This is a genomic window from Xanthomonas sontii, assembly GCF_040529055.1.
In the GTDB taxonomy this organism is placed as follows: Bacteria; Pseudomonadota; Gammaproteobacteria; order Xanthomonadales; family Xanthomonadaceae; genus Xanthomonas_A; species Xanthomonas_A sontii.
Window position 1 is genome coordinate 3,806,211 of record NZ_CP132342.1, and the last position, 25,515, is coordinate 3,831,725.

Here is a 25,515-nt window from a genome sequence, read left to right on the forward strand (position 1 = left end):
GGGGCAAGCGCTCTCCCTTCTCCCCTCGGGAGAAGGTGCCCCGAAGGGGCGGATGAGGGTACGGGCGCAGCCTCGCTGCACTGCGCTGGCGCGCAGCCTTTCCGCTATGCCGGCGCGACCACCTCGAGCAGGCGCCCCAGCACCACGTGCGAGGGGCTGTTGGCCAGGTCCAGCGGCATCACCAGCTTGGGGTTGGGCTTCGGCAAGGGCGTTCCCGGCGCTTCTTCGCCGGCTTCCCGCAGCAGACTGCCGTTGTCTTCCACCTGATCGGTGACCGGCGCCAGCGGCGGCAGGTGGAGTCCGGCGCGGACCGCGTTGGCGCGACTCAGCAAGTCGTCGTCGGCGACCGTGGTCAGCGCCGAGGCGGCCAGGCTGGCCGGTGCGCCCTCCACCGCGGCCAGGCGCTGCGCAATGTCGCCCAAGGCCTGCTGCCGCTGCGGATGCAGCAGTTGCCACACTTCCTGCCACAGCGCCTTCCAGTCCAGGTGCGGGAACGGCATGTGGGTCGGCCCGCTGAGCACGATATGCGGCGCCAGCCGGCCCGGCGGCGTCACATCGCATTCGGCCAGCGCGCGGTACACCACTTCGCTGCACACCATGTGCGAGGGGTCGTCGCGCACCAGATGGTCCAGCGCCTCGCGCACCACGATCCGCGCCAGCCAGTGCTGCGGCCACTTGCCGCGGATGGCGACCAGCAGGCCGAGCGTGGCCAGGCTGTCCAGCGGATATGGGGTTTTCAGCATCAACTGTGCCTTCGCCAGCACGCTGGCGCGGTCGGCATCGTCCAGCGCCACGCAGGCGTAGCTGAGCGGCCGGTAGGCGTCGATGATCAGGTAGTTGGTGGTGTCGGTCAGCCGCTGCGACAGCGGATAGCGGCGCACGCCGCTGGCCGCCGCCTCGATCAGATCGCCCTGATCGGCGACGATGGCGGCATGGCTGTAGATGCTGTCGCCGCACCAGGCGATCAGTTCGGAGACCGGGCCGCAGCCCAGTTGCAACAGGATGTCGCCGACCTGCAACTGATCGGGAGCGAACGCGGGCAAATCGGTCTGCGCAGTCATGGTTGAAGCTCCTGGTGGGTGACGTGGTGGCTGGGGGTGGACACACTGACGCGGTTGCGGCCGGCGGCCTTGCTGGCGTAGAGCGCGGCATCGGCCCGCTGCAACAGCGCCGCCACGCTCTCGCCGCGCTGCCATTGCGCCACGCCGACGCTCAGCGTGCATGACAGCGCCTGGCCTTCGCGCGGCAGCGGCTGCGCGGCGACGTGCTGGCGGATGTCCTCGGCCACGCGCCGCGCGGCCTCCAGGGTGGCGCCGGGCATCAGCAGCAACATCTCGTCGCCGCCCTGGCGGCCGAGCGTGTCGGTGCTGCGCAGGCGCGCCCGCGCGCAGGCGGCGACCCAGCGCAGGCAGGCGTCGCCGCCGGCGTGGCCGTGGATGTCGTTGATGCGCTTGAAATGGTCGATGTCGATGTAGGCCAGCGCCAGCGGCCGGTCGCCGCGCGCGGCGTCCTGCAGCGCCTCGGCCAGACGCTGCTGCAGGGCGGCGCGGGTGAGGATGCCGGTGAGTTCGTCCACGGTCGCCATGCGGCTGGCGCGGTCGCGGTCGCGACGCAGCTCCAGGATCTGCTCGGCCAGACCGAAGGTCACCAGCAGACAGGAGATAGCCAACGCCAGGCTGATGCCATGCGCCAGCACCGGCGCGGCCACGTCCAGGCGCAACCACCCGGTCAGTTCCAGGCAGCGCAGCACGCACAGCATCCACAGCGGCGTCCACGAAGCCAGCAGCGGCCAGGCGTAGCGCTGCCCGCGCAAGGCCAGCAGCAGACAACACGGCAGCAGCAGCGCCGCACCGACGATCAGCCCGACATTGCCGAGCAGGCTCAGCATCCCCGAGTCCGAGAACAGGCAGGCCACGGCGATGCCGAGCAGGAACAGCGCGCACAGCCGCAGCACCCGGTCCAGTCGCGGCAGTTGCCGGCGCATCTCCAGTTGCCGGCGCTGGAAGGTGATGATGAAGAAGCCGCCGAGCGCGGCGACGATGCGCATCGGCGTCGGCGAGGACGCGAACACGCTGGCCAGGCCGGGCACCGCGCGCGCCTCACCGCCAAGGCCGAGCAGGTACAGCAGCACGCACATCACGTTGGCGGTGAAGTAGCCGTAGATCGACTCGCGCAGACGCGCCCACAACGCGATCGCCAGGATCGCCAGCACCGCGGTCGAGCCGAGGATGAAGGCGCGCCAGCCGACGTAGTGCAGATCCTCGCGCTGCACCTGGGCCAGCGGCGCGATGCCCACCGGCATCGGCATCGCCGCCGGCGCATGCACCCGCAGCCAGATCGAGGTGCCGGCCGGCAACCCCTGCGGCAAGGCGATCACCAGGGCCCGGGTGGAGTAGCGCAGATCGGCGTCGGCGCCGTAGATCGCGTGCCGGGTTGGCGCGGCGCGTCCCGGCACCCAGGCCTCGACACGCGTCAGATACGGCGACTGCAGCACCAGTTGCGGCTGGCCCTCGCTGCCGATCGTGCGGTCGGCGCGGATCCGCCACCAGGTGGGCTGCTTGCTGCGCTCGTACAGGGTCGCGCCATGGCCGGCATCGGCGAACGCGGCATCGTCACGCCCCGCCACCACCTCCGATGCCGGAGGGTCGGCGGCCAGCCGTTGCAACAACAGTTTCTGCCCCAGCGCCGACCCGACCAGCCCCAGGCACAGCAACAGGCAGCACCAACGGCACAGGCGCTTCAATCGACGACTTCCAAGTGGGATCGGCGTCGAGGGTAGCGCAAGCCGCGACGACGCTCGTATCCAAATTCACGACCCCGTCACGCCAGAAAGTGGGGTGGCACACGGCGCGCAGATCCATGCCGCAGTGCGGCGACCGTCCGCCGGCACCGGGTCTGGAGCGCCTGCAGCCGTCGCGTTTTGGACTGGGAATCGCCCTCCACACCCGCACCAACCAGCGCGCCGCGCGTGCGACGGATCCGCGATCGTGATGGAAGCGACATAAGCGAGCTCTGGCTGCGACATCGGCCGGCATCGACGGGCGAACGCCCCTACCATCGCCGGTCCGCTGACGACGCCGGATCAGGCGACCGGATGACACCGGTATCATTCCAAGCGTTGCCGCGGGCCCTTATCCTTGAGCGGAGGCTTCCCATGACCGTATCGCGCTGGTTGCTGCTTTCCTCCACCCTCGCCCTGGCGGCCGGGGTCGTCACCGATGCCCCGGCCCTGACCGGCACAGCGTCGCGCCCGCAGCTGACCAGCAGCGAGGCGGCCAATCAGACCGTCGCCCGCCACCTGGCCCAGGCCGGACCGATCGGCGCGCTGGTCACCGACAACTGGGATCCGAGCGCCGGAGTCGCGCTGCTGCAGGCCGACTACGCGGTGGCGGCCGACGGCAGCACCCGCTACCGCACCGTGCAGGCCGCGGTGGACGCCGCGGTCGCCGCCGGCGGCAGCATGCGCCGCTACATCAGCGTGGCGCCGGGCACCTACACCGAAGTGGTGTGCGTGCCCGCGGCGGCGCCGCCGCTCACGCTGTTCGGCCTTGGCGGCAGCCCGGCCAGCACCACGATCCGTTTCGGCAACGCCAACCCCACCCCGAAACCCACCGGCAGCGCCACCCACCCCTGCGCCAGCAACGCCGCCAGCAGCACCGTCGGCACCTCCGACAGCGGCACCGTGACCGTGCGCGCGGCGCAGTTCCAGGCGCGCAACCTGGCGATCGTCAACAGCTATGTCGAGGGCACCTACAGCGGCAGCAACCAGTCGGCGGTGGCGCTGGCGTTGCGCGGCGACAAGGCAGTGCTGGAGAACGTGGTGCTGACCGGCAACCAGGACACCCTGCTGGTCAGCGCCGGCAGCGCCAACACGGTGATCCGCGCCTATTTCAAGGGCGGCACCATCGAGGGCGACACCGACTTCATCTTCGGCTCGGGCGTGGCGGTGTTCGCCGGCAGCACCATCCGCTACACCGCCGCGCGCCGCGGCGCCGCCGACGGCGGGGTGATCTTCGCGCCCAGCACCCGCCCGGGCAGCAGCTACGGCTTCCTGGCGATCGGCAGCACCTTCGATGCGGTCGGCAATCCGGGCAGCGGCACGGTGTGGCTGGGCCGGGCCTGGGACGAGAGCGTGGGCAGCCTGTCCAACTACGTCGACGGCACCTCGCCCAACGGCAAGGTGGTGATCCGCGACTCGACGCTGGGCGGGCACATCCGCAAGAGCGCGCCGTGGAACGCCTCGACCATCGGCCGTCCGTACTGCAGCAGCAACTGCAGCACCTCGGCCAATCGTTTCTACGAGTACGCCAACAGCGGCGCCGGCAGCGCGCCCTGAAGCCAGGCGGCGGCGCGGGTTGGGCGTGTCGTCCTGCCCGCGCATGCCGCGTCGCGGTTGCGCGTACCTGTTGCGAGGACGCGCGAGGACGTGGACGTCCGTCCAGATCTGAGCGATGACACCGCGACGCGCGCGCGCAACCGCGGCCCTTCTGATTGGGCCTGGCAGGCCAACCCGACGTCGTCGAAGAGTGTTGGTCGCTCTAGCCCAGCCCGGCCCACCAGGCGCGCCACAGCGTCGCCATCTGTCCCGGCGGCCTGGGCATGGCAGCCGCCTGCTGCACCATCCGCGCACGCGCCAACGCCGACAGGATGCGCCGCGGACGCGGCCCGCGCACGCGGCGCGGCCACGGCTTCAGCAATGCCTGCGCCCAGCGCTGCCGCTGCTGCGCCTCATCGCCGCCGCGCAGCGCCAGCGGCGCGGTGGCGGCGCCGCCCTCGACCAGGCGCTGCGCCAGCACCTGCAGCGCGACCGGCACCGCAGCGCCATCGGCCGAGGCCTCGAACAACGCGCGCTCGACCGCGACCACCGCCTGCGCGAACGGCTCCAGCCGCTCCAGCGCATGCGCGGTGTCGGCCGCGGCCGCGCGCGACTGCGGCAGGCTCGGCAAGGCCTCGGCCAGTTGTGTCCACGGCGCCGCCACCGGCTCCAGCACCCGGCCCAGCGGATGCCGCGAACGCTGCCCGGCCCAACTGCGCAGTTCCTCGCCCCACCACGCCAGCTTGGCGTCGGCCGGCAGCGGGTCGCCGGCGATGTTGAGGATGTCGTCGAACTCCTGCAGCAGGGCGAACCAGGCCACGGTGCGGGCGCGCTGCGGCGCCGGCACGAAGGCCTCGGCCACGGCCCATTCCGGCCAGCGGCGGCGCCATTTGTCGAGAAAGGCATCCAGGGCGGACGAACTGCTCATGCGATCGGTGGATCCGGATTCAGGCGCGCGCGCCAACGGCATCGCGCAATGGGAGAACGAGCGCGGCTGCCGCGCAGAACGCGCAGTGTACGTGCGCGACCGTTGGATGCCGAGCGGCGTCGGCGTGCAGGCGGAGACACCGCGGTCGCGGCATCGCCGCCAACGCGGCGACAGCACCGGTTTCAGGACGCGGCTGCGCTGACCGGCCAGGCCGCGGCGTCGTACAGCTCGGCCGGCGCGGCGACCATCGCGTCGGCGCGCCAGGCCAGCGGATCGTCCTCGTCCAGCCGGTAACCCCACAGCACCGCCACCGACGCCATACCGGCGGCACGTGCGGCCAAGATGTCGCGTTCGTCGTCGCCGACGTAGACCACTTCCTGCGGCGCCACGCTCAGGCGCTGCGCGGCGACCTGCAGCGGCAGCGGATGCGGCTTGCGCTCGGGCAGCGTGTCGCCGCCGATCAGCACCGCGCAGCGCTGCTGCCACTGCAACTGCGGCAGGATCAACCGCGCCAGCGCCTCGGGCTTGTTGGTAACGATGCCCCACACGCTGCCGGCCTCTTCCAGGCGTTGCAGCAGTTCCGGGATGCCGTCGAACGGCTGCGAATGGCGGCCGATCAGCGCCTCGTAGTGGCGCAGGAATGCCGGAATCAGCGCATCGCGCTGCGCGGCGGGCAGATCCGGAAAGGCGACACCGAGCATCGCCCGCGAGCCCTTGGACACTACCGGCCGCAACTGCGCCAGGTCGAGCGCAGGACGCCCGTGCTCGGCCAGCAGCGCATTGGCCGCGGCCAGCAGATCCGGCGCACTGTCCAGCAACGTGCCATCCAGATCGAACAGCACCACCCGCGGGTAACCCCGCCGCGGCAGCGGCGCTTCCCTATTCCCCATTCCCGATTCCCGGCTTTGCAGCACACGCCAGGTAATTGACCTCGGTGCGCGACGACAGCCGCGCGCGATTGCGCCACGGCTCGTAAGCCAGGCCGCTGACGTCGCGCAGCTGCAGTTCGGCCTGGCGCAACCAGGCGGCCAGTTCCGCCGGCTTGATGAAATCCTGGTAGCGGTGGGTGCCGGTTGGCAGCAGCCGCGCCACGTACTCGGCACCGACGATGGCCAGGGCGAACGCGGCCGGGGTGCGGTTGAGGGTGGACAGGAACAGCTGTCCGCCCGGCTTGAGCAGGGTCGCGCAGGCGCGCACGATCGCCGCCGGATCGGGCACGTGCTCGAGCATCTCCATGCAGGTGATGGCGTCGAAGCTGCCCGGTTGTGCGGCCGCCAGGTCCTCGACCGACTGCACACGGTAGTCGACCTCGACCCCGGATTCGAACTGGTGCAGCCGCGCGACCTTGATCAGCTCCGGTGCCAGGTCGATCGCGGTGACCTGCGCGCCCTCCTTGGCCAGCGCCTCGCTGAGCAGGCCGCCGCCGCACCCCACGTCCAGCACCGTCGCCCCGCGCAGCGGCAGGCGCTCGGCGACGTAGCGCAGACGCACAGGATTGAGCGCATGCAGCGGCTTCTGCGGGCCGTCGGCATCCCACCAGCGGGTGGCCAGGGCGCCGAACTTGTCCAGTTCGGCCTGATCGAAATTGGCGGAGGCGTTGGCGGCGGAAGCGGTCATGGCGAACTCTCGTTGGGGCCGCGCGCGCGGCGCGGCACGGCGAACATAGCGGATCAGGCGTGGATGCTGCGGATACGTTCGCGCCACTCGCGCGCATTGGCGACCAGCGCATCGACATCCATGTCCACCAGCACGCGCTGGCTCAACTTGGGCTGGCCGGCGATCCACACGTCGCTGACCTGCTGCCGGCCGGTGGCGTACACCAGTTGCGACAGCACGTTGTGCAGCGGCTGGGTCTCCAGCGCAGACAGATCCACGCAGATCAGATCGGCCTGCTTGCCCGGCTCGATCGAGCCGATCGTCTCGCCGAAGCCCAGCGCACGCGCGCCGCCCAGGGTGGCCGCGCGCAGCGTGCTGGCCGCGTCCAGCGCGGTGGCGTCGTTGGCCACCGCCTTGGCCAGGATCGCCGCGGTGCGGTTCTCGCTGAACATGTCCAGGTCGTTGTTGCTGGCGCAGCCGTCGGTGCCGATCGCCAGGTTCACGCCCGCCCGCTGCAGCGCGCAGGCCGGGCAGAAGCCGGAGGCGAGCTTGAGGTTGGATTCGGGACAATGCACAACGCTGACCCCGCGCTCGGCGCACAGGTGGATCTCGGCGTCGGTGAGCTGGGTCATGTGCACCGCGATCAGGCGGTCGTTGACCAGGCCCAGCCGGTCCAGCCGCGCCAGCGGGCGCTGCCCGTACTGCTTCAGCGAGTCGGCGATTTCCTGCGCGGTCTCGTGGGTGTGCAGGTGCACCGGCACCTCGAGCTGGTCGGACAGCATCCGCACCCGCTCGAAGTTGGCGTCGTTGACCGTGTACGGCGCATGCGGGGCGAAGGCGATGCCGACCAGCGGATCGTCGCGCCACTGGTCGTGCACCTCGCAGGCGCGGGCGAAGTACTCGTCGGAGGTCTTGGCCCAGGCGGTCGGGAAATCGATGATCACCGTGCCGACCCGCGCGCGGAAGCCGTGCTGCTTGTACACCGCGGCCTGCACGTCGGCGAAGAAGTAGTTCTCGTTGGCGCAGGTGGTACCGCCGCGCAACATCTCGGCGATGGCCAGCGCGGTGCCGTCGGCGACGAACTCCGGGCCGATCACCGCGGTCTCCACCGGCCAGATGTGCTGCTGCAGCCACACCATCAGCGGCAGGTCGTCGGCGATGCCGCGCAGCAGGGTCATCGGGTTGTGCGTATGCGCGTTGACCAGCCCCGGCAGCAGCGCCGCGTCCGGACGCGAGACGGTGCGCGCGGGGGCGAAGCGCGTGCGCGCCTCGGCGGTCGGCAGCACCGCCACGATCTCGCTGCCGCGCACCGCCACCGCGTGGTCTTCCAGCACCACTGCATGCGGTTCGATCGGGACCACGTAGCCGGCTTCGATCAGCAGGTCGCAGGATTCGGGTATGGAGGTCATCGCAGGGACTCTGGAAAAGGGAGGGGTCACGGTGCCGGTGCCGCCTGGGCCTGGCGGATGCGGCGCTGGTACACGCGCATCACCCCCCACTGCAGCAGGAAGACCGCGAGGAAGCCGAAGCGGCCCAGCCACGGTGCCACCATGCCCACGGGGATGCATAACGCGAACACCACCGGCGAGACCGCCGCGCGCAGCTTCATCGCCTGCGCCTGGAGCGGGCCCAGCCGCTGCGCCAGGCCTTCCTCGCGCACCGCATAGGCATGCAGCCAGTACCCGGCCAGGCCGATCGCCGCCAGATGCGCGCAGTACACCGCGAACGCCTCGTGGCTGCCGAAATAGTCCGAGTACAGCGCGGTGGAGAACGGCAGCAGGCCGATCAGCAGCAACTGCAGCACGTTGAGCCAGATCAGCCGGTCGTCGAACTGGCGGATGTGCCGGCACAGCTGCAGGTGCGACTTCCAGAACAGCGCGGTGACCAGGAAGCTGACCGCGAAACCGATGAACAGCGGCAGCATCCGGTGCAGGGCGGCGAGGATGCCGCCGGCCGCCGCGACCTCGGCGTGTCCAGGCACCTTGATTTCCACCGCCAGCAGGGTGATGGCGATGGCGAACACCGCATCGCTGAAGAACACGACGCGGTCGTGCGGGTACTTGCTGTCGGCGCTGTCGGCGTGGCTGGTCGTCACGGGCGTTTCCTGGGAGCGAGGTGGTCCATCACCGCCGCACGGCGATCCGGCGCATGGCGCTGCCTGGCCGCCGCACGCCAGCGCTTGCCCGCGGCCGGCGGCGGCCGCGGGCATGCCGACTTACTTGACGCGCGAAACGTATTCGCCCGAACGCGTATCGACGCGAATCACTTCTTCCTGGCCGACGAACAGCGGCACGCGCACCACCGCACCGGTCTCCAGGGTCGCCGGCTTGCCGCCGCCGCCGGAGGTATCGCCGCGCACGCCCGGGTCGGTCTCGACGATCTTCAGTTCGACGAAGTTCGGCGGGGTGACCTGGATCGGCGTGCCGTTCCACAGCGTCACCACGCAATCCTCCTCGCCCTTGATCCACTTGGCGGCGTCGCCGACGCCGGCCTTGTCGGCCTGCACCTGCTCGAAGGTTTCCTGCTGCATGAAGTGCCAGTATTCGCCGTCGCTGTACAGGTACTGCATGTCGGTGTCGACCACGTCGGCCGCTTCCACGCTGTCGGTCGCCTTCATGGTCATTTCGACCACGCGCCCGGACTTGATGAAGCGGTACTTGACGCGGGTGAACGCCTGGCCCTTGCCGGGCTTGACGTATTCGGTATCGGTGATGATCGCAGGCTCGCTGTTGACCAGGATCTTCATCCCGTTCTTGACGTCGTTCATGCCGTAGCTGGCCATCTGAAACTCCTCGGGTAAGGCAAACCCGCCGCGTTCGGCGGCCGGCCGGATAGAATGGAAGCTCCGCCGCAACGGCGGGCGCTCGTGTGATGACCGCCTATGATAACCGCAGCCCCCCGCCCGATGCAGCCGTCCCCGCCCCTGCCCGCCGCCGCGCCGCCGCGCTGGCAGCAGGCCTGGCGCGACGCCGTGCGCGATCCGCGCGAGCTGCTGGCCCTGCTGGACCTGGATCCGCAGGCGCTGGGCGTCTCCGAACAGGCTGCGACGCAGTTCGCGCTGCGCGTGCCGCGCAGCTTCGTCGCACGCATGCGCGCGGGCGATCCGCACGACCCGCTGCTGCGCCAGGTGCTGCCGATCGACGACGAGCAGCGCGTGGTGGCCGGCTTCGCCCTCGATGCGGTCGGCGACACCGCGGCCAAGAAGGCCGACGGGGTGATCCACAAGTACCGCGGCCGCGCCCTGCTGGTGGCCACCGGCAGTTGCGCGGTGCACTGCCGCTACTGCTTCCGCCGGCACTTTCCCTATGCCGACGAGACCGCCGCGCGCGATGGCTGGCGCACGGCGGTGGCGGCCATCGCCGCCGACCCCAGCATCGAGGAAGTGATCCTGTCCGGCGGCGATCCGCTGTCGCTGGCCACGCCGAAGCTGGTCGAACTCACCGAGGCGCTGGCCGCGCTGCCGCAGCTCAAGCGCCTGCGCATCCACAGCCGCCTGCCGGTGGTGCTGCCCGAGCGCGTCGATGCGCCGTTGCTGGCCTGGCTGCGCACGCTGCCGTGGCCGGTGGCGTTCGTGATCCACGCCAACCACGCCAACGAATTCGATGCCGGCGTGGATGCCGCGCTGGCGCGCCTGCGCGAGGCCGGCGCGCACCTGCTCAACCAGGCGGTGCTGCTGCGCGGGGTCAACGACAGCGTGGAGGCGCTGGCCGCGCTGAGCGAGCGCAGCTTCGCCGCCGGCGTGCTGCCCTACTACCTGCATCAACTGGATCGGGTGCAGGGCGTGGCCCATTTCGAAGTGGACGATGCCACCGCACTGGCCCTGCACCAGGCGCTGGCCGCGCGCCTGTCCGGCTATCTCGTGCCGAAGCTGGTGCGCGAGATCGCCGGCGATACCGGCAAGCGCCCGTTGCTGCCCTGACCCGCCTGGCCGGGACCGCAGCAGGCACAGCGCACGCCGGCCACGACGCCGCAGCAGCGATCACGCGCTGGCGGGCGGTGCGTCCTCGTTGGCGAGCAGTTGGCGGAATTCGTCAGCGCTGAGCGGGCGGCTGAGCCAGAAGCCCTGCCCCAGTTCGCAACCGCGCTCGCGCAGCAGCTCGAACTGGGTCTCCTGCTCGATGCCTTCGGCGACCACGGTGATGTCCAGCGAATGCGCCATGGCGATGATCGCCGTGGTCAGCGCCAGATCGTCCGGATCGCGCTGCAGGTCGGCGACGAAGCTCTTGTCGATCTTGACCCCGTCCACCGGCACCTGGCGCAGGTGGCTCAGGCCGGAGAAGCCGGTACCGAAGTCGTCCAGCCAGACCTTGACGCCGGTGCGATGCAGCCGCGCCAGCATGCTCGCCGCCTGCAGCTCGTCGCCGATCACCGCGGTCTCGGTCAGCTCCAGATGCAATTGCGCCGCCGGCAGCCCGGACTCGCGCAGGCATTCGGCCACCACTTCGGGCAGATCGCCGCTGCGCAACTGCCGCGGCGAGACGTTGACCGAGACGAACAGGTCGGCGCTGCCGTCGGCGCGCCGCCACTGGGTGGCCTCGCTGCAGGCCGCGCGCAGCACCTTGGGGCCGATGCTTTCGATCAGCCCGCTCTGCTCGGCCACGTCGATGAACACCGTCGGCGAGATCGTGCCCATCGCCGGATGCTGCCAGCGCAGCAGCACCTCGACGCCGACCATGCGCCGGTCCTGGGTGCGGAAGATCGGCTGGTAGGCCAGCTTGAGTTCGTCGCGCTCCCAGGCGCCGCGCAGCTCGTGCTCCATGTGCACGCGCCGCTCCACCGCATAGTCCATCGCGCGGCTGTAGAAGCGGTGGCAGTTCTTGCCGGCCAGCTTGGCCTGGTACATGGCGATGTCGCCGTTCTTCAGCAGCGCCGAGGCGTCCTCGGCATCGCCCGGGTAGACAGTGATGCCGATCGAGGTGCCCATGAACACCTCGCGGCCCTGGATCCGCAGCGGCTCGCGCAGTTCCTGCACCAGCCGCTGCGCCAGCGCGGTGGCGACCTTGGCCGCCTGCGCATCCTCCACCAGGATCACGAACTCGTCGCCACCGAAACGCGCCAGCAGCGCATCGTCGCCGCCCAGTTGCTCCACCGCCAGCTGGATGCGCCGCGCGAACTGCAGCAGCGCCTCGTCGCCGGCCTCGTGGCCCAGGGTGTCGTTGATCCGCTTGAAATCGTCGATGTCGGCGAACAGCAGCGCCAGCCTGCGCTGCGAGGCGCGCGCCGACAGCATGCGATGGTCCAGCGCCTCGCGGAACGCGAGCCGGTTGGTCAGCCCGGTCAACGCATCGGTGTAGGCCATGTGGCGCACGTCGCGGTCGTGCCGGGCGATCGCCTCGCTCATCCGCCCGAACGCGCGCAACAGTTCGCTGACCTCGTCGTGGCGGCCGCTGTCGCGGCGCTCCACCGCATAGTTGCCGGCCTCGATCTGGCGTGCGGTCGCCGCCATCCAGCGCAACGGCGCCACCAGCGTGCGCTGCACGTAGACCGCCACCATCGCCGCGGTCAGGCCCAGGGCGGCCAGCAACAGCAGCAACCAGCCGAGATGGCGCTTGCCCAGTGCGCCCAGGCGCTGGTCCAGGTTCTGCCCGGCCTTGCGCTCGTACTCCTGCGCGCGTGTCCAGGACATGCCTACCCGCACCCCGCCCACGCGCTGGTCGCCGATCATGATCGGCATCGACACGTCGAGGAACTCCGGCGACTCCTGCGCCAGCAGGCCTTTGGCGCGGATCGCGGCGTCGGCCATCGGCCCGCGCATGCGCTGCCCGTAGCCCACCAGGTCCTTGCTGCCGTCGTGGATCAGCCGCCCGTCGGCGTCGTAGACCAGCACGTAGGCCACCGCCACATAGCCCAGCGCCCCACGCACCTGCGTGCCGATCGCATCCAGGTCGGAGTAGTACACCGGGTTGGCCAGCGAATCGGCCAGTTGCCGCGCCAGCGATTCGCCGCGGGTGCGCATGCTGCTGTCGAACAGGCTGTGGATGGCGTTGCCGCTGAGCGTGCGCACCTCGCGCTGCATCGCCGCCTGGCGCTCCAGCAGCAGGGCCAGGATCGCCATCACCAGCAGCGCAGCCACGCCCATGGCCAGCAGGAACCTGGCCTGCAACCCGAAACGCATGGTCTTCATTCCACTTCCAGCCTCACCCGCGCCACGCCGGCGCGCAGGGCATCCAGGCGTTTCTGCGACGCCGGATCGATCGGGTAGAAGCCGGAAGTCCCGAAGAACTGGCGCAGCGCCGCGCGCCCCTGCGGATCGTCGGCGGCGTGCAGCAGCACCTCGCGCAGGCGCGTCTCCACGTCCGTGGGCAGATCGCTGCGCACCATCTCCACCGCGCGCGGATACGGTTCGCTGCGGTAGATCACCCGGAAGTCGCGGCGGAACGCCGGGGGAATGCGGCGATCGTCGTCCCAGTCGAGACTGCTGAACGCCCCGGCATCCACCAGGTGCTTGTGCACGAAAGCGGCGATGTTGAGTTCCGAGCGTGCGAACACGTAACCGACCGTTTCCGCCGAGGGCTGGTCCTTGGTCGAGAGCAGGATCTCCGGATGCAGGCCGCGCTCGAACAGCGTCATCATCGGCACCAGGTAGGCGCTGGTGGACAGCGTGCTCTGCAGCGCCAGCGTGCGCCCCCGCAGATCCGACAGGTCGTGCACCGGCGCGTCCTTGCGCACGAAGAATACGGTGTGGTACTGACGCACGCCGTTGCGCTCGGTCAGCAGCAGCGGCTTGGCGCCACCGCGCTGTTCCAGCGCCATCGCGGTGGCAGCGGTCTCGGTGACCCAGTCGACCCGGCCGCGACGCAGGTAACTGCTCATCTGCTGGCTGTCGCGGGCCATCAGGATCTGCCCGGAGGTGATGCCGACCTCGCGCATGCGCGGCACCACGTAGTCCAGCAGCGGCTTGAGTTGCTCGTAATGGGCCTTGGGATTGTCGCTGATGCGCCCCAGCACCAGGACCGAGGGCCGCGCGTGCACGGACGCGGGCCAGCAGATCGCCAGCGCCAGCCACACCACGACCACCCGCCAACGCGAACTGGACAAACCACGATCCCCAAGTAGACCTTGCAAAGCCTAGCCGAAAGCGCATGCCGGTGACAGCGTCACAGAATGGCGCCTGCCGCGCATGCAGTCCGCCCTGGGCGCACGCGTCGGCGCGCGCGCCGCGATGGAGGCCTTCGCGCCTTGTCCGGCCTCAGTTTCCGGCCTGCCCGGCGAGTCGCGCCATGCGCTGCGCATCGGACAGCACGCCGCGCAGCAGGCGCACTTCCTGCTCGGTCAGCTCGGTGCGCAGGAACAGCCGGCGCAACTTGCGCATCGCCGAATCCGGGGCGCGGCCCTTGTGGAAGTCGATATCGTCCAGGGTCTCGGCCAACTGCCCGAACAGCCCTTCCACCTGTGCGTGGCTGGCCGGTGCCTCGCGGAACCCCGGTGCCGGCGCCGGCGCGGGGGCGGCGCCGCGCAGCTGCGCCAGGCGCAGTTCGTAGGCCAGCACCTGCACCGCCGCGGCCAGATTGAGCGAGCTGAACGCCGGATCGGAAGGAATGTGCACGGCCGCATGGCACAACTGCAGTTCCTCGTTGGTCAGGCCGGTGCGCTCGCGCCCGAACACCAGCGCCACCTCCGCCGGTTCGGCGCTGGTGGCGGTCAGGCGCTGCGCGGCATCGGCCGGCAGCAACTCCTCCAGCGACACGCGGCGGCTGCGCGCGGTGCAACCCAGCACCAACCGGCAATCGGCCACTGCGTCGGCCAGCGCCGGCAGCACCGGCGCTTGCTGCAACAGATCCTCGGCCCCGGCAGAACGCCGGTAGGCCTCGGTCTCCAGCTCGCATTCCGGCGCCACCAGCACCAGCCGCGACAGCCCCATGGTCTTCATCGCGCGCGCCGCCGCGCCGATGTTGCCGGGGTGCTGGGTCCCGACCAGGACGAAGCGGATACGGAGGGAATCGGTCATGGCGGCACGGCAGGCGAAGCGAACGGGGGCGTAGATGGTAAACTGTGCGGCCGGCCTTGGCGCCGGACTGCTCTTTTCCTCCTCCAGACCCACCTCCGCCTTCTCGGGAGCGCTTGCCATGCAAAAACCCGCCGTCACCGTCATGGTCAAGGCCGCCCGCCTCGCCGGCAACGTGCTGTTGCGCCACATCAACCGCCTGGAAGCACTGAACGTGGTGCAGAAGGACCGCATGGACTACGCCAGCGAAGTCGATGCCGATGCGGAAAAGGTGATCGTCAAGGAGCTGCGCCGCGCCTACCCCGACTACGGCGTGATGGGCGAGGAAAGCGGCGTGCAGGGCGGAGGCCGCTACATGTGGGTGATCGACCCGCTCGACGGCACCAGCAACTACCTGCGCGGCTTCCCGCACTACTGCGTGTCGATCGCCCTGGTCGAGAACGGCGAGCCGGTCGACGCGGTGATCTTCGACCCGCTCCGCAACGAACTGTTCACCGCCAGCCGCGGCAACGGCGCCGTGCTCAACGACCGCCGCATCCGTGTCAGCGAGCGCAAGGAACTCAACGGCGCCATGGTCCACACCGGCTTCGCGCCGCGCGAGCGCAAGCGCACCAGCCCCCAGCTCAAGTGCGTGGATGCGCTGCTGGTGCAGGCCGAGGACATCCGTCGCACCGGTTCGGCGGCACTGGATCTGGCCTATGTGGCCTGCGGCCGCAGCGACGCCTACTTCGAAGCCGGCGTGAAGGCCTGGGACATCGCCGCCGGCGTGCTGCTGGTGCGCGAGGCCGGTGGCCGCGTCACCGATTTCAAGGGCGGCACCCTCGGCCGCATCGACGACCGCGGCCCGCAGCAGTTCCAGGTGGTCGCCGGCAACCTCAAGGTCGGCGACGCGCTGCAGAAGCTGATCGTCAATACCGGCTTCGCCGGGGAGTTCGACGCGAAGTTCTGAGCGAGGCGACCGGCGCTACGCCGGCGCAGCGACACCGCAACAACAGAAAAGCCGCGCACTCGCGCGGCTTTTTTTATGTCCGTCATCCGCCGATCGGACCGGCGCACACCTCCGCACAGGTCCTTTCGCAGCATCCGCCTGGCCTCGCGCAGACGAGTCGCCATCCAGGAAATCCCGTCGAACGCAGAACGCACGGGCCGTTTTGCCGTCACGTCGCACTCACGCATTGGACGCTGCGCGCTTCACTCCTGCTTGATCGGCGCTTGCGTAGAAAACGGCACACGACGCGCTACGTGCAGGCAAAACGGCATGTGCGATGCGCCCGACGCAATCGGCGAACGCAGCCCTAAAGATCCACAAAACGCGGCCGATACCGATGCGGGTCTTTGCCCGAACTTCCCCGCTGATCCGTTCCTGCATTGCCGTCCCTGCGGCAATGGAGCCGATAGCGCCGCTCTCTCGCATCTTCCGGAGATCTCGCGTGTCCTTCCATCATCTCACCGTCACCAAGCGCCTGGCAATCGGCTTCTGCGGCGTGATCGCCATGTTGTTGCTGGTCGGCATCACCAGCCTGATCGGCTTCCGCAAGTTCACCAGCGCGGCAGCGCTGGACGCGCACACCTACAAGGTCATCACCCTCGGCGACCGCATGCTGGTGAGCCTGCTCAACATCGAGAGCGGCGCGCGCGGCTTCGCCCTGACCCGCGATCCGTCCTACCTAGCGCCACTCGAACTCGGCGAACGCGAGTTCAGCGCACAGTGGCAGGAGTCCAAGCAGCTGACCGCGGACAACGCGGCGCAGCAGGCGCGCCTGCAGACCCTGATGCAGGACTACACGCAGTTCATGGCGACCAAGCGCAAGGCGGTGGAGCACATGCGCACCACCGCGGCCGACAGCGACGACGCCCAGCTGGACGCGTTCCGGAGCGTCGGCAAGCAGCAGATGGACGGGTTGCGCGACACGATCGGTCAGTACGAGGACGCCGAGCGCGCCCTGCTGCAGGTGCGCAAGGCCGAGAGCGAGGCGCGCGCGCAGTCGGGCGAATGGACCAGCCTCGGCGGCATGCTGATCGGCATCGTCGCCGCCATCCTGCTCGGCCTGCTGGTCCGCAACAGCCTGATGCGCCAACTCGGCGGCGAGCCCGCCTACGCAGCCGACGTGGTGCGCCGCATCGCCAGCGGCGACCTGTCGCAGGACGTGCGCCTGCGCACCCAGGCGCCGTCGCTGCTCAACGACATGCGGCAGATGCAGGAGGAACTGCGCACGGTGATCCAGGCGCAGACCGAGATGGCCAAGCAGCATGACGCCGGCCGGATCAGCTTCCGCATGGACGAGACACGCTTCCCGGGCGACTACGGGCGCATGGTCCGCGACACCAATGCCCTGGTGCACAGCCATATCTCGGTCAAGCAGCAGCTGATCGCGCTGATGGGCGAGTATGCCGAAGGCGATCTGAGCCGCGACCTGGAGCAGTTCCCGGGCGAGAAGGCGATCCTGACCGAGACCATGGCCAAGGTGAAGCGCAATCTCGGCGCTATCAACGACGAGATCGACCTGCTGGTGCGCGCCGCCGCGCAGGGCGACTTCTCCCGCCGCGGCAATGATCAGCGTTTCCGTCACGCCTTCCGCGGCATGGTCGCCAACCTCAACACGATGATGAAGGGCACCGAGACCAATCTGGCGGCGCTGTCGCAGCTGTTGCGCGCGATCGCCGCCGGCGACCTGACCCAGACCATGCAGGGCGAGTTCCACGGCGTGTTCGCGCGGATGCGCGACGACGCCAACGCCACCGTCGCGCAACTGACCGACATGGTCGGCCGCATCCAGCAGGCCGCGGCCAGCATCGACACCGCCGCCGGCGAGATCGCCAGCGGCAACGACGACCTGTCGCGCCGCACCGAGCAGCAGGCCGCCAGCCTGGAAGAAACCGCGGCATCGATGGAGGAGCTGACCGCCACGGTGAAGCAGAACGCCGAGCATGCGCGCCAGGCCAACCAGCTGGCCGCCGGCGCGGCCTCCGTGGCCTCGCAGGGCGGCACGGTGGTCGGACAGGTCGTCACCACCATGGACGGCATCGAGGCGGCCTCGAAGAAGATCGCCGACATCATCGGCGTGATCGACGGCATCGCCTTCCAGACCAATATCCTGGCACTCAATGCCGCGGTGGAAGCGGCACGCGCCGGCGAGCAGGGCCGCGGTTTCGCCGTGGTCGCCAGCGAGGTCCGCACCCTCGCCCAGCGCTCGGCCAGCGCGGCCAAGGAGATCAAGACGCTGATCGACGACTCGGTCGAGCGCGTGAGCGCAGGTTCGGCGCTGGTCGCCCAGGCCGGCACGACGATGCAGGACATCGTGGCCTCGGTGCAGCGCGTGACCGACATCATGGGCGAGATCGCCGCCGCCTCGCAGGAGCAGTCGGCCGGCATCGAGCAGGTCAACCACACCGTCACCCAGATGGACGAGACCACCCAACAGAACGCCGCCCTGGTCGAGGAAGCCACTGCCGCGGCACGCGCGATGGAGCAGCAGGCCGGCGACCTGGTGGAGATCGTCGGCCAGTTCCAGGTGCGCAGCGAGACCTACCCGATGGTGGCGCAACTGGTGGCCCGCGCCACCGCCAACGCGGCGTAGCGCGGACGCCTTGCGCGGCACGCACGCCACGGAGGGGATGGGGCCGACATTGACGGCCCCATCCCACGCACGGCAACCCGGCCGACGTTGCGCTGCACCCACCCGACGCCCCAGCGTCCGCGCAAAGAAAAAGCCGCGCATCCGCGCGGCTTTTTTGTTCGCAGGAGGAACTGTTTCAGGCCCAGGAAATCATGCCTTTGCGAATCCCCACTCCCGAATCCCCAATCCCAGCCCCATCAGGGCCTGCGCGCCAGCGCCTCGACGTCCTTCGACTTCGGCAGCAGGTCCTGCTTGGTGACCTGGAACGGTCCGATCGACAGCAGCGGCACCGCCACGATCACCGAGGACACCACCACCACCACCGCACCGATCATGTGGGTCAGCGCCAGGCCTTCCATCGACTCGCCGCCGTACAAGTAAAGCGCCAGCGCCGACAGGAAGAACATCACCGCGGTGATCACCGTACGCGACAAGGTCTGGTTGATCGAGCGGTTCAGCACCTCGATCGGCTCCACGCGCAGGCTGCGGAAGTTCTCGCGCACGCGGTCGAATACCACGATGATGTCGTTGATCGCAAAACCCATCACCGACAGCAGGCCGGCCAGCACGGTCAAGTCGAACTCACGGCCGGTGACCGACACGTAGGCCACCGTCACCAACAGGTCGAACAGCGCGGTCAGGCTGGCCACCACCGCGAACTTCCACTCGAAACGGAAGGCAATGTAGATCAGGAAGCCGACCAGCATGAACACCGTGGCGTAGACACCGTTCAGCGCCAGGTCCTTGCCGACCTGCGGGCCGACGAACTCGCCCGGCTTGACCGTGGCCGGGTTCTGCGGCGTGCTCACCGCCTTGCGCACCTGCTCGGCGAGGTTCTTGGTGATGTCCTCGTTGTTGTGCTCGCCCTGCGGCTGCAGGCGGATCACCACCTCGTTGCCGCTGCCGACGTTCTGCACCTGCGCGTTCTCGAAGCCGGCCTTGGCCAGCTGCTCGCGCACCTGGTCCACGTCGACCGGCTTCTGGAAGCTGGTCTGCACCAGCGCGCCGCCGGTGAACTCCAGCGCGTAGTTGAAGCCCTTGGCGAAGATCACCGCGAACGAGGCCAGCGCCAGCACCAGCATCAGCACCAGGGTCGGGTGCCGCCAGCGCATGAAGTCGATCTTGGTGTCGTTGGGGATCAGGTGAAGCGGGAAGATTTTCATTGGAGACCGCTCTGCGTTTTTTTGGACCCCGCGCCTGTCGGCGCGGGGACGTGCGGAAGGTGGCGTGCGTGGCTCAGATGGCCACGGACTTGATCTTCTTGCGACGGCCGTAGATCAGCACCGCCAGCGCGCGCGACACGGTGATCGCGGTGAACATCGAGGCGAAGATGCCGATGATCATGGTCAGCGCGAAGCCCTTCAGCGGGCCGGTACCGAACGCGTACAGCGCCACGCCGACGATCAGGCCGGTGAGGTTGGCGTCGAGGATGGTGCCGCCGGCCTTCTCGTAACCGGCCGCGATCGCCGACTTGGGCGGTACGCCCAGCCGCAGTTCTTCGCGGATACGCTCGTTGATCAGCACGTTGGCGTCCACCGACAAGCCCACCGACAGCGCCAGGCCGGCGAAGCCCGGCAGGGTCATGGTCGCGCCGAACAGCGACATCACCGAGACCACGATCAGCAGGTTCATCAGCAGCGCGACCGAGGTGATCAGGCCGAACATGCGGTAGTACACGCTGAAGAACACCAGGGTGAACAGGAACGCGTAGACCACCGCGGTGATGCCGCGCTCGACGTTCTCCGCGCCCAGGCTCGGGCCGATCACGTATTCCTCGACGAAGTCCATCGGCGCGGCCAGCGAACCGGCACGCAGCAGCTTGGCCAGGTTCTCGGCCTCGGTCTTCTCCAGGCCGGTGGTCTGGAAGTTCTTGCCGAACACGCCGGCGATGCGGGTCGGCGCCAGCGCCTCCTCGTTGACGCGCACGCTGCGCACTTCCTTGCCGTCGACCATGGTCACGGTGGGGATGCGCTCGATGTAGACCACCGACATCAGCTTGCCGGTGTTGGCGCTGGTGTAGTCGAACATGCGCTGGCCGGCGGCGTTGTTGAGCGTCACCGCCACGGCCGGCATGCCGTTCTGGTCGGTGCTGACGGTGGCGTTGACCATCTGGTCGCCGGACACCAGCACGCGCTTGCTCAGCAGCACCGGGGCGCCGCTGTCGCGCAGGCGGTAGACCTTGGCGTCGGGCGGGATGTTGCCGCTGCGCACCGCGTCCTCGGCGTTGCCGTCGACCACGCCGCGGAATTCCAGCGTGGCGGTGGCGCCGATCATGCGCTTGGCCTCGGCGGTGTCCTGCACGCCCGGCAGCTCGACCACGATGCGGTCGTCGCCCTGGCGCTGGATGATCGGCTCGGCCACGCCCAGCTGGTTGACGCGGTTGCGCAGGGTGGTCAGGTTCTGCTCGATGGCGCCGGCGGCGATCTGCTTCAGCTCGGCCTCGGGTACGGTCACGGCGATGGTCTGCCCGGACACCGCGTAGCTCAGGGTCGGCTGCGCCTTGGCGATGGCCGCGCGCGCGGCGCTGGCATCGACGCCCTCGCCCAGGCTGACCTGGATGCTGTTGTCCGGACGGCGCTCGACCGAGCGGTAGGCCAGGCGGTTGTCGCGCAAGGTGGTGCGGATGTCCTCGGCGAAGGTGTCCAGGCGCTTTTCCAGCGCCGCCTTCTGGTCGACCTGCAGGGCGAAGTGCACGCCGCCGACCAGGTCAAGACCCAGCACCATCGGCTTGCCGCCCAGGCGCGACAGCCAGTCCGGCACGGTCGAGGCCAGGTTCAGCGCCACCGTGTAGTTCTCGCCCACCTGCTGGCGCAGCACGTCGTTGGCACGGGTCTGCGCCTGCAGGTTCGGCAGGCGCACCATCAGGCTGTCGCCTTCCTTGTCGACCAGCTTCGGGGTGATCCCGGCCGTCTTCAGGTCGGCGAGGACCCGCTCGCGCAGGGCGTCGTCGATCTTGCCGCCGCGGCTGGCGGTGATCTGGACCGACGGATCCTTCTGGTACACGTTGGGCAGCGCGTACAACGCGCTCAACGCCAGCACGATCAGGATGAGGACATACTTCCAGCGCGGAAACTCGAGCATTGCGGGACCCCGCACGACGCCACGCCGGCGTCGCGCCTAGCAGTAGGAGAAATGGATCAGGCGGACTTCAGCGTGCCCTTCGGCAGGACATTGCCGACGGCGCCCTTCTGCACGCGGATGCGCACGTTGTCGGCCACTTCGATGGTGATGAAGTTGTCGCCGATGTCGGTGACCACGCCGGCCACGCCGCCGGAAGTGATGACCTCGTCGCCGCGGCCGAGCTTGTCCAGCATCGACTTGTGTTCCTTCTGGCGCTTCATCTGCGGCCGGATCATCACGAAATACATCACCGCGATCAGGATGATGGGCAGCAGGAACATCTGCAGGCCACCACCGGCCGGGGCGGCACCGCCAGCGGTCTGCGCCTGGGCGACGGGAATCAGGAAATCGAGCGGATTCATCGGGTACGTCCTATGGTTTGGGCAGCCCGACGCCCTTGGGCACGGACCGCTGGTTTGCCTTGCGGCAGCAAGCAGCCGCCGATTATGCCACGATCTTCCCCTTGCCCCCGGAACGGCCGCCGCGCGCCTCCCTTCTCCCGTCGGGACCCGCGGCCCCTTCTCGGGGGAAGGTGCCGCGCAGCGGCGGATGAGGGTACGGGCGAAGCCTCGTATCCTTTCGACTGCACGAGGCTGCGCCCGGACCCTCGTGTCACTTGGACTGCACGAGGCTGCGCCCGGACCCTCACCCCAACCCCTCTCCCGGGGGGAGAGGGGCTTATCCGTGCTCCGTCGGGAGTGGCGTGGCTTCCATCCCGCGCGCCGCATAGAAGGACCGCCGGAACCGGGCAAAGGTTCCCGCGGCGATCGCCGCGCGCATGTCGGCCATCAGCTTCTGGTAGTACCAGAGGTTGTGCAGGGTGCCCAGCATCGGCGCCAGCATCTCGTTGCAGCGGTCCAGGTGGCGCAGGTAGGCACGGGTGTAGCCGCTGCTGCAGGCATGGCAGCCGCAGCCCGGCTCGATCGGATCGAGGTCGCGCTCGTACCTGGCGTTGCGGATGCGCACCGTGCCGAACGAGGTGAAGTAGTGGCCGTTGCGCGCGTTGCGGGTCGGCATCACGCAGTCGAACATGTCCACGCCGCGGGCCACCCCCTCGACCAGGTCCTCCGGGCGTCCCACGCCCATCAGGTAGCGCGGGCGGTCGCCGGGCAGGCGCGGATGCAGGTGCTCGAGCATGGCATTGCGCTCGTGCTCCGGCTCGCCCACCGCCAGGCCGCCGATCGCGTAGCCGTCGAAGCCGATCGCCTGCAGCCCCTCGATCGAGCGGCTGCGCAGGTCCGCATGCACGCCGCCCTGGACGATGCCGAACAGCGCCGCATCGTTGCCCAGCGCATCGTGTGCGTCGCGCGAGCGCTGCGCCCAGCGCAGGCTCAGCTCCATCGAGCGCCGCGCCACGTCCTCGGTGGCCGGGTACGGGGTGCACTCGTCGAAGATCATCACGATGTCCGAATCGAGCACCCGCTGGATCTTCATGCTCTCCTCCGGCCCCAGGAACACCTTGGCGCCGTCGGTCGGCGAGGCGAAGGTGACGCCCTGCTCGCTGATCTTGCGTCGGTGCGCCAGCGAGAACACCTGGAAGCCGCCGGAATCGGTCAGGATCGGCCCGTCCCAGCGGGCGAAGCCGTGCAGGCCGCCGTGATCGCCGATCACGTCCAGGCCCGGGCGCAGGTACAGGTGGAAGGTGTTGCCGAGGATGATCTGCGCGCCCAGCGCCTTGATCTGTTCGGGCAGCACGCCCTTGACCGAGCCGTAGGTGCCCACCGGCATGAACGCGGGAGTCTCGACCGTCCCGCGCGGGAAGGTCAGGCGGCCGCGGCGCGCGGCGCCGTCGGTGGTGTGGAGCTGGAACTGCAATCGGGACATGGTCTGGCGAATCTCGGTAAGCCGGGCATTGTCGCATTGCCGGGCCGTCGGCGCCGAACCGCCTGGCGGTGCGCCGCCCAGGGAACACCACGGTCGGCTGGTCGGATGCGCGTCGGGCACGCACAGCGCAGGCCCCGCCCAAGACCATGCCGCGGCGCGTACCCGGCGCCGCCCTGCCCTGGCGGCACGGCACCGATGTCGCGCCATCGCCGGCCATCCTGGATGGCGAGCCGCGTCAGTCCGCCGCGACGAAACCACCGGTCTGGCGCGCCCACAGCCGCGCGTACAGGCCGCCGCGGGCGACCAACTCGGCGTGGGTGCCGGTCTCGACGATGGCGCCGCGGTCCATCACCACCAGCCGGTCCATCCGCGCGATGGTGGAGAGCCGGTGGGCGATCGCGATCACCGTCTTGCCCGCCATCAGTTCGTCCAGGCTGTCCTGGATCGCCGCCTCCACTTCCGAATCCAGCGCCGAGGTGGCCTCGTCCAGGATCAGGATCGGCGCGTCCTTGAGCAGCACGCGGGCGATGGCGATGCGCTGGCGCTGGCCGCCGGACAGCTTCACGCCGCGCTCGCCGACCTGCGCGTCGTAGCCGCGCTGGCCCTCGCCGTCCTGCAACTGCTCGATGAACTCGTCGGCGCGCGCCTTGGCCACGGCGGCGCGCAATTGCGCCTCGCTGGCATCTGGGCGGCCGTACAGCAGGTTGTCGCGGATCGAGCGGTGCAGCAGCGAGGTGTCCTGGGTGACCAGGCCGATCTGCTGACGCAGGCTCTCCTGGGTGACGCCGGCGATGTCCTGCCCGTCGATCAGGATGCGGCCCTGCTCCAGGTCGTACAGCCGCAGCAGCACGTTGACCAGGGTCGACTTGCCGGCGCCGGACGGCCCGACCAGGCCGATCTTCTCGCCCGCGCACACCTGCAGGTCGAGCCCGGCGATGACCCCGCCGCGCTTGCCGTAATGGAAGTGGATGTGCTCGAAGCGGACCTCGCCGCGCTCCACGCGCAGCGGCACCGCGTCGGCGCGATCCTGCACCTGTGCCGGCTGCGCGATGGTCTCCATGCCGTCCTGCACCGCACCGATGTCCTCGAAGATGCCGTTGACCGTCCACATGATCCAGCCGGACATGTTGTGGATGCGGATCACCAGGCCGGTGGCCAGGGTGATCGCGCCCACGCTGATCTGTCCGCGGCTCCACAGCCACAGCGCCAGCCCGCAGGTCACCGCGATCAGGAAGCCGTTGATGATGGCGATGGCGCTGTCCATCGCGGTGGTCATGCGGGTCTGCCCGCGGTGCTTGACCGCCAGCTCGTCGATCGCCTCGCGCACGTAGGCCTGCTCGCGCCCGGCATGCGAGAACAGCTTGAGCGTGGCGATGTTGGTATAGCCGTCGACGATGCGGCCCATCGCCTTGGAGCGTGCGTCCGAGGCGATCCAGGCGCGCTGCTTCATCCGCGGCACGAAGTAGACCATCAGCGCGACGTAGGCCAGCACCCACACCAGCAGCGGCGCCATCAGCCAGGGATCGGCCTGGGCGAACAGGTACAGCGCGCTACCGGTGTAGACCACGATGTACCAGAGCGCATCGACCATCTGCACCGCCGACTCGCGCAGCGAGGTGCCGGTCTGCATGACCCGGTTGGCGATGCGCCCGGCGAAGTCGTTCTGGAAGAAGCCCAGGCTCTGCCGCACCACGTAGTTGTGCATCAGCCAGCGCGCGCGGTTGCTCAGGCCGGGCACGATGGCCTGGTTCACCAGCAGGTTGTGCAGGGCCACGAACAGCGGCCGCGCCAGCAGCACGACGAACGCCATCCACAGCAGCTCGCCGGCATGGCGCTGGAAGAAGCCCGGCCCCGGCTGCTCGGCGACCATGTCGACGATGCGGCCGAGGAAGTCGAACATCGCCACCTCCACCAGCGCCAGCGCGAGACCGGCCAGCAGCGTGGCCAACAAGAGCGGCCACAGCGGACGCAGGTAATGCAGATAGAAGCGCACCACCCCGCGCGGCGGCATCTGCGTCTCGATCTTCGGGAAGACCTCGATCAGGGACTCGAACCAGCGGAACATCGCCACGTCACGCCTGAAAAGGGGCGTCAGGGTAGCGTACTGGGCGTCACGGACCGTGACGCCGGGATTGGGGATTCGGAATTGGGGATTCGCAAGAGCAGCCTC

General features: G+C 69.5%; 20 protein-coding genes. 4 read left to right on the plus strand and 16 right to left on the minus strand.

The features are described from left to right. Positions 1 to 104: 104 nt before the first annotated feature. The gene (locus RAB70_RS16035; RefSeq protein WP_225851672.1) at positions 105 to 1,061 is read right to left on the minus strand and encodes a hypothetical protein; all 957 of its coding nucleotides are present in this window, start codon (positions 1,059 to 1,061) and stop codon (positions 105 to 107) included. Then, a complete protein-coding gene (locus tag RAB70_RS16040) occupies positions 1,058 to 2,743 on the minus strand; it encodes a diguanylate cyclase (RefSeq protein WP_148829308.1) in 1,686 nt (561 codons plus the stop codon). The genes RAB70_RS16035 and RAB70_RS16040 overlap by 4 nt, the downstream gene beginning before the upstream one ends. 411 nt (positions 2,744 to 3,154) lie before the next feature. Here RAB70_RS16040 and RAB70_RS16045 point away from each other — a divergent pair, with 411 nt between their 5' ends. Further along, positions 3,155 to 4,336, plus strand: a complete 1,182-nt coding sequence (locus tag RAB70_RS16045) for a putative acyl-CoA thioester hydrolase (protein ID WP_017917670.1) — start codon at positions 3,155 to 3,157, stop codon at positions 4,334 to 4,336. 202 nt (positions 4,337 to 4,538) lie between these two features. On the opposite strand, the gene RAB70_RS16050 is transcribed toward RAB70_RS16045, so the two are convergent. The 6 genes from RAB70_RS16050 to efp form a co-directional block, all read right to left on the minus strand. Further along, on the minus strand, positions 4,539 to 5,243 hold the full coding sequence (locus tag RAB70_RS16050; RefSeq protein WP_148829307.1) for a phytoene/squalene synthase family protein: 705 nt from the start codon (positions 5,241 to 5,243) through the stop codon (positions 4,539 to 4,541). 182 nt (positions 5,244 to 5,425) lie between these two features. Then, positions 5,426 to 6,133, minus strand: coding sequence for a phosphoglycolate phosphatase (locus RAB70_RS16055; RefSeq protein ID WP_148829306.1), 708 nt, complete (start codon positions 6,131 to 6,133; stop codon positions 5,426 to 5,428). After that, on the minus strand, positions 6,123 to 6,860 hold the full coding sequence (gene ubiG, locus RAB70_RS16060) for a bifunctional 2-polyprenyl-6-hydroxyphenol methylase/3-demethylubiquinol 3-O-methyltransferase UbiG (RefSeq protein ID WP_017917628.1): 738 nt from the start codon (positions 6,858 to 6,860) through the stop codon (positions 6,123 to 6,125). Before ubiG ends, RAB70_RS16055 begins: the two co-directional genes overlap by 11 nt. Positions 6,861 to 6,913: 53 nt before the next feature. After that, positions 6,914 to 8,248, minus strand: a complete 1,335-nt coding sequence (locus RAB70_RS16065) for a TRZ/ATZ family hydrolase (protein ID WP_148829305.1) — start codon at positions 8,246 to 8,248, stop codon at positions 6,914 to 6,916. A gap of 26 nt (positions 8,249 to 8,274) precedes the next feature. Continuing rightward, positions 8,275 to 8,934 (minus strand): TMEM175 family protein, encoded by a 660-nt coding sequence (locus RAB70_RS16070; RefSeq protein WP_148829304.1) that lies wholly within the window; start codon positions 8,932 to 8,934, stop codon positions 8,275 to 8,277. Positions 8,935 to 9,054: 120 nt separating this feature from the next. Then, on the minus strand, positions 9,055 to 9,621 hold the full coding sequence (gene efp, locus RAB70_RS16075; protein ID WP_010343528.1) for an elongation factor P: 567 nt from the start codon (positions 9,619 to 9,621) through the stop codon (positions 9,055 to 9,057). Positions 9,622 to 9,720: 99 nt separating this feature from the next. Between efp and epmB the strand changes: the two genes are divergently transcribed. Then, positions 9,721 to 10,758 (plus strand): EF-P beta-lysylation protein EpmB, encoded by a 1,038-nt coding sequence (gene epmB / locus RAB70_RS16080; RefSeq protein ID WP_309252721.1) that lies wholly within the window; start codon positions 9,721 to 9,723, stop codon positions 10,756 to 10,758. Positions 10,759 to 10,818: 60 nt separating this feature from the next. On the opposite strand, the gene RAB70_RS16085 is transcribed toward epmB, so the two are convergent. From RAB70_RS16085 to RAB70_RS16095, 3 genes are all read right to left on the minus strand, one after another. Beyond that, positions 10,819 to 12,963 carry a bifunctional diguanylate cyclase/phosphodiesterase gene (locus RAB70_RS16085; protein ID WP_148829537.1) on the minus strand — a complete coding sequence of 715 codons (2,145 nt, stop codon included), beginning with the start codon at positions 12,961 to 12,963 and terminating at the stop codon, positions 10,819 to 10,821. Further along, positions 12,960 to 13,850, minus strand: coding sequence for a phosphate/phosphite/phosphonate ABC transporter substrate-binding protein (locus RAB70_RS16090; protein WP_148829539.1), 891 nt, complete (start codon positions 13,848 to 13,850; stop codon positions 12,960 to 12,962). The genes RAB70_RS16085 and RAB70_RS16090 overlap by 4 nt, the downstream gene beginning before the upstream one ends. Positions 13,851 to 14,028: 178 nt before the next feature. Then, positions 14,029 to 14,787: an RNA methyltransferase gene (locus RAB70_RS16095; RefSeq protein WP_017914286.1), complete on the minus strand. Its 759-nt coding sequence runs from the start codon at positions 14,785 to 14,787 to the stop codon at positions 14,029 to 14,031. 118 nt (positions 14,788 to 14,905) lie between these two features. Between RAB70_RS16095 and RAB70_RS16100 the strand changes: the two genes are divergently transcribed. Continuing rightward, the gene (locus RAB70_RS16100; RefSeq protein ID WP_026144017.1) at positions 14,906 to 15,733 is read left to right on the plus strand and encodes an inositol monophosphatase family protein; all 828 of its coding nucleotides are present in this window, start codon (positions 14,906 to 14,908) and stop codon (positions 15,731 to 15,733) included. A gap of 481 nt (positions 15,734 to 16,214) precedes the next feature. After that, the gene (locus tag RAB70_RS16105; protein ID WP_148829538.1) at positions 16,215 to 18,362 is read left to right on the plus strand and encodes a methyl-accepting chemotaxis protein; all 2,148 of its coding nucleotides are present in this window, start codon (positions 16,215 to 16,217) and stop codon (positions 18,360 to 18,362) included. Positions 18,363 to 18,598: 236 nt separating this feature from the next. Here RAB70_RS16105 and secF read toward each other — a convergent pair whose 3' ends face one another. The 5 genes from secF to RAB70_RS16130 form a co-directional block, all read right to left on the minus strand. After that, a complete protein-coding gene (gene secF, locus RAB70_RS16110) occupies positions 18,599 to 19,564 on the minus strand; it encodes a protein translocase subunit SecF (RefSeq protein ID WP_017910687.1) in 966 nt (321 codons plus the stop codon). 73 nt (positions 19,565 to 19,637) lie between these two features. Then, the gene (secD, locus tag RAB70_RS16115; RefSeq protein WP_017914289.1) at positions 19,638 to 21,482 is read right to left on the minus strand and encodes a protein translocase subunit SecD; all 1,845 of its coding nucleotides are present in this window, start codon (positions 21,480 to 21,482) and stop codon (positions 19,638 to 19,640) included. Between the two features lie 56 nt (positions 21,483 to 21,538). Continuing rightward, positions 21,539 to 21,883, minus strand: coding sequence for a preprotein translocase subunit YajC (gene yajC, locus RAB70_RS16120; RefSeq protein WP_017910689.1), 345 nt, complete (start codon positions 21,881 to 21,883; stop codon positions 21,539 to 21,541). A 316-nt stretch (positions 21,884 to 22,199) separates the two neighbouring features. After that, on the minus strand, positions 22,200 to 23,345 hold the full coding sequence (gene tgt / locus RAB70_RS16125) for a tRNA guanosine(34) transglycosylase Tgt (RefSeq protein ID WP_148829694.1): 1,146 nt from the start codon (positions 23,343 to 23,345) through the stop codon (positions 22,200 to 22,202). A gap of 235 nt (positions 23,346 to 23,580) precedes the next feature. Beyond that, a complete protein-coding gene (locus RAB70_RS16130; RefSeq protein ID WP_148829693.1) occupies positions 23,581 to 25,410 on the minus strand; it encodes an ABC transporter ATP-binding protein in 1,830 nt (609 codons plus the stop codon). Between the last annotated feature and the right edge of the window lie 105 nt (positions 25,411 to 25,515).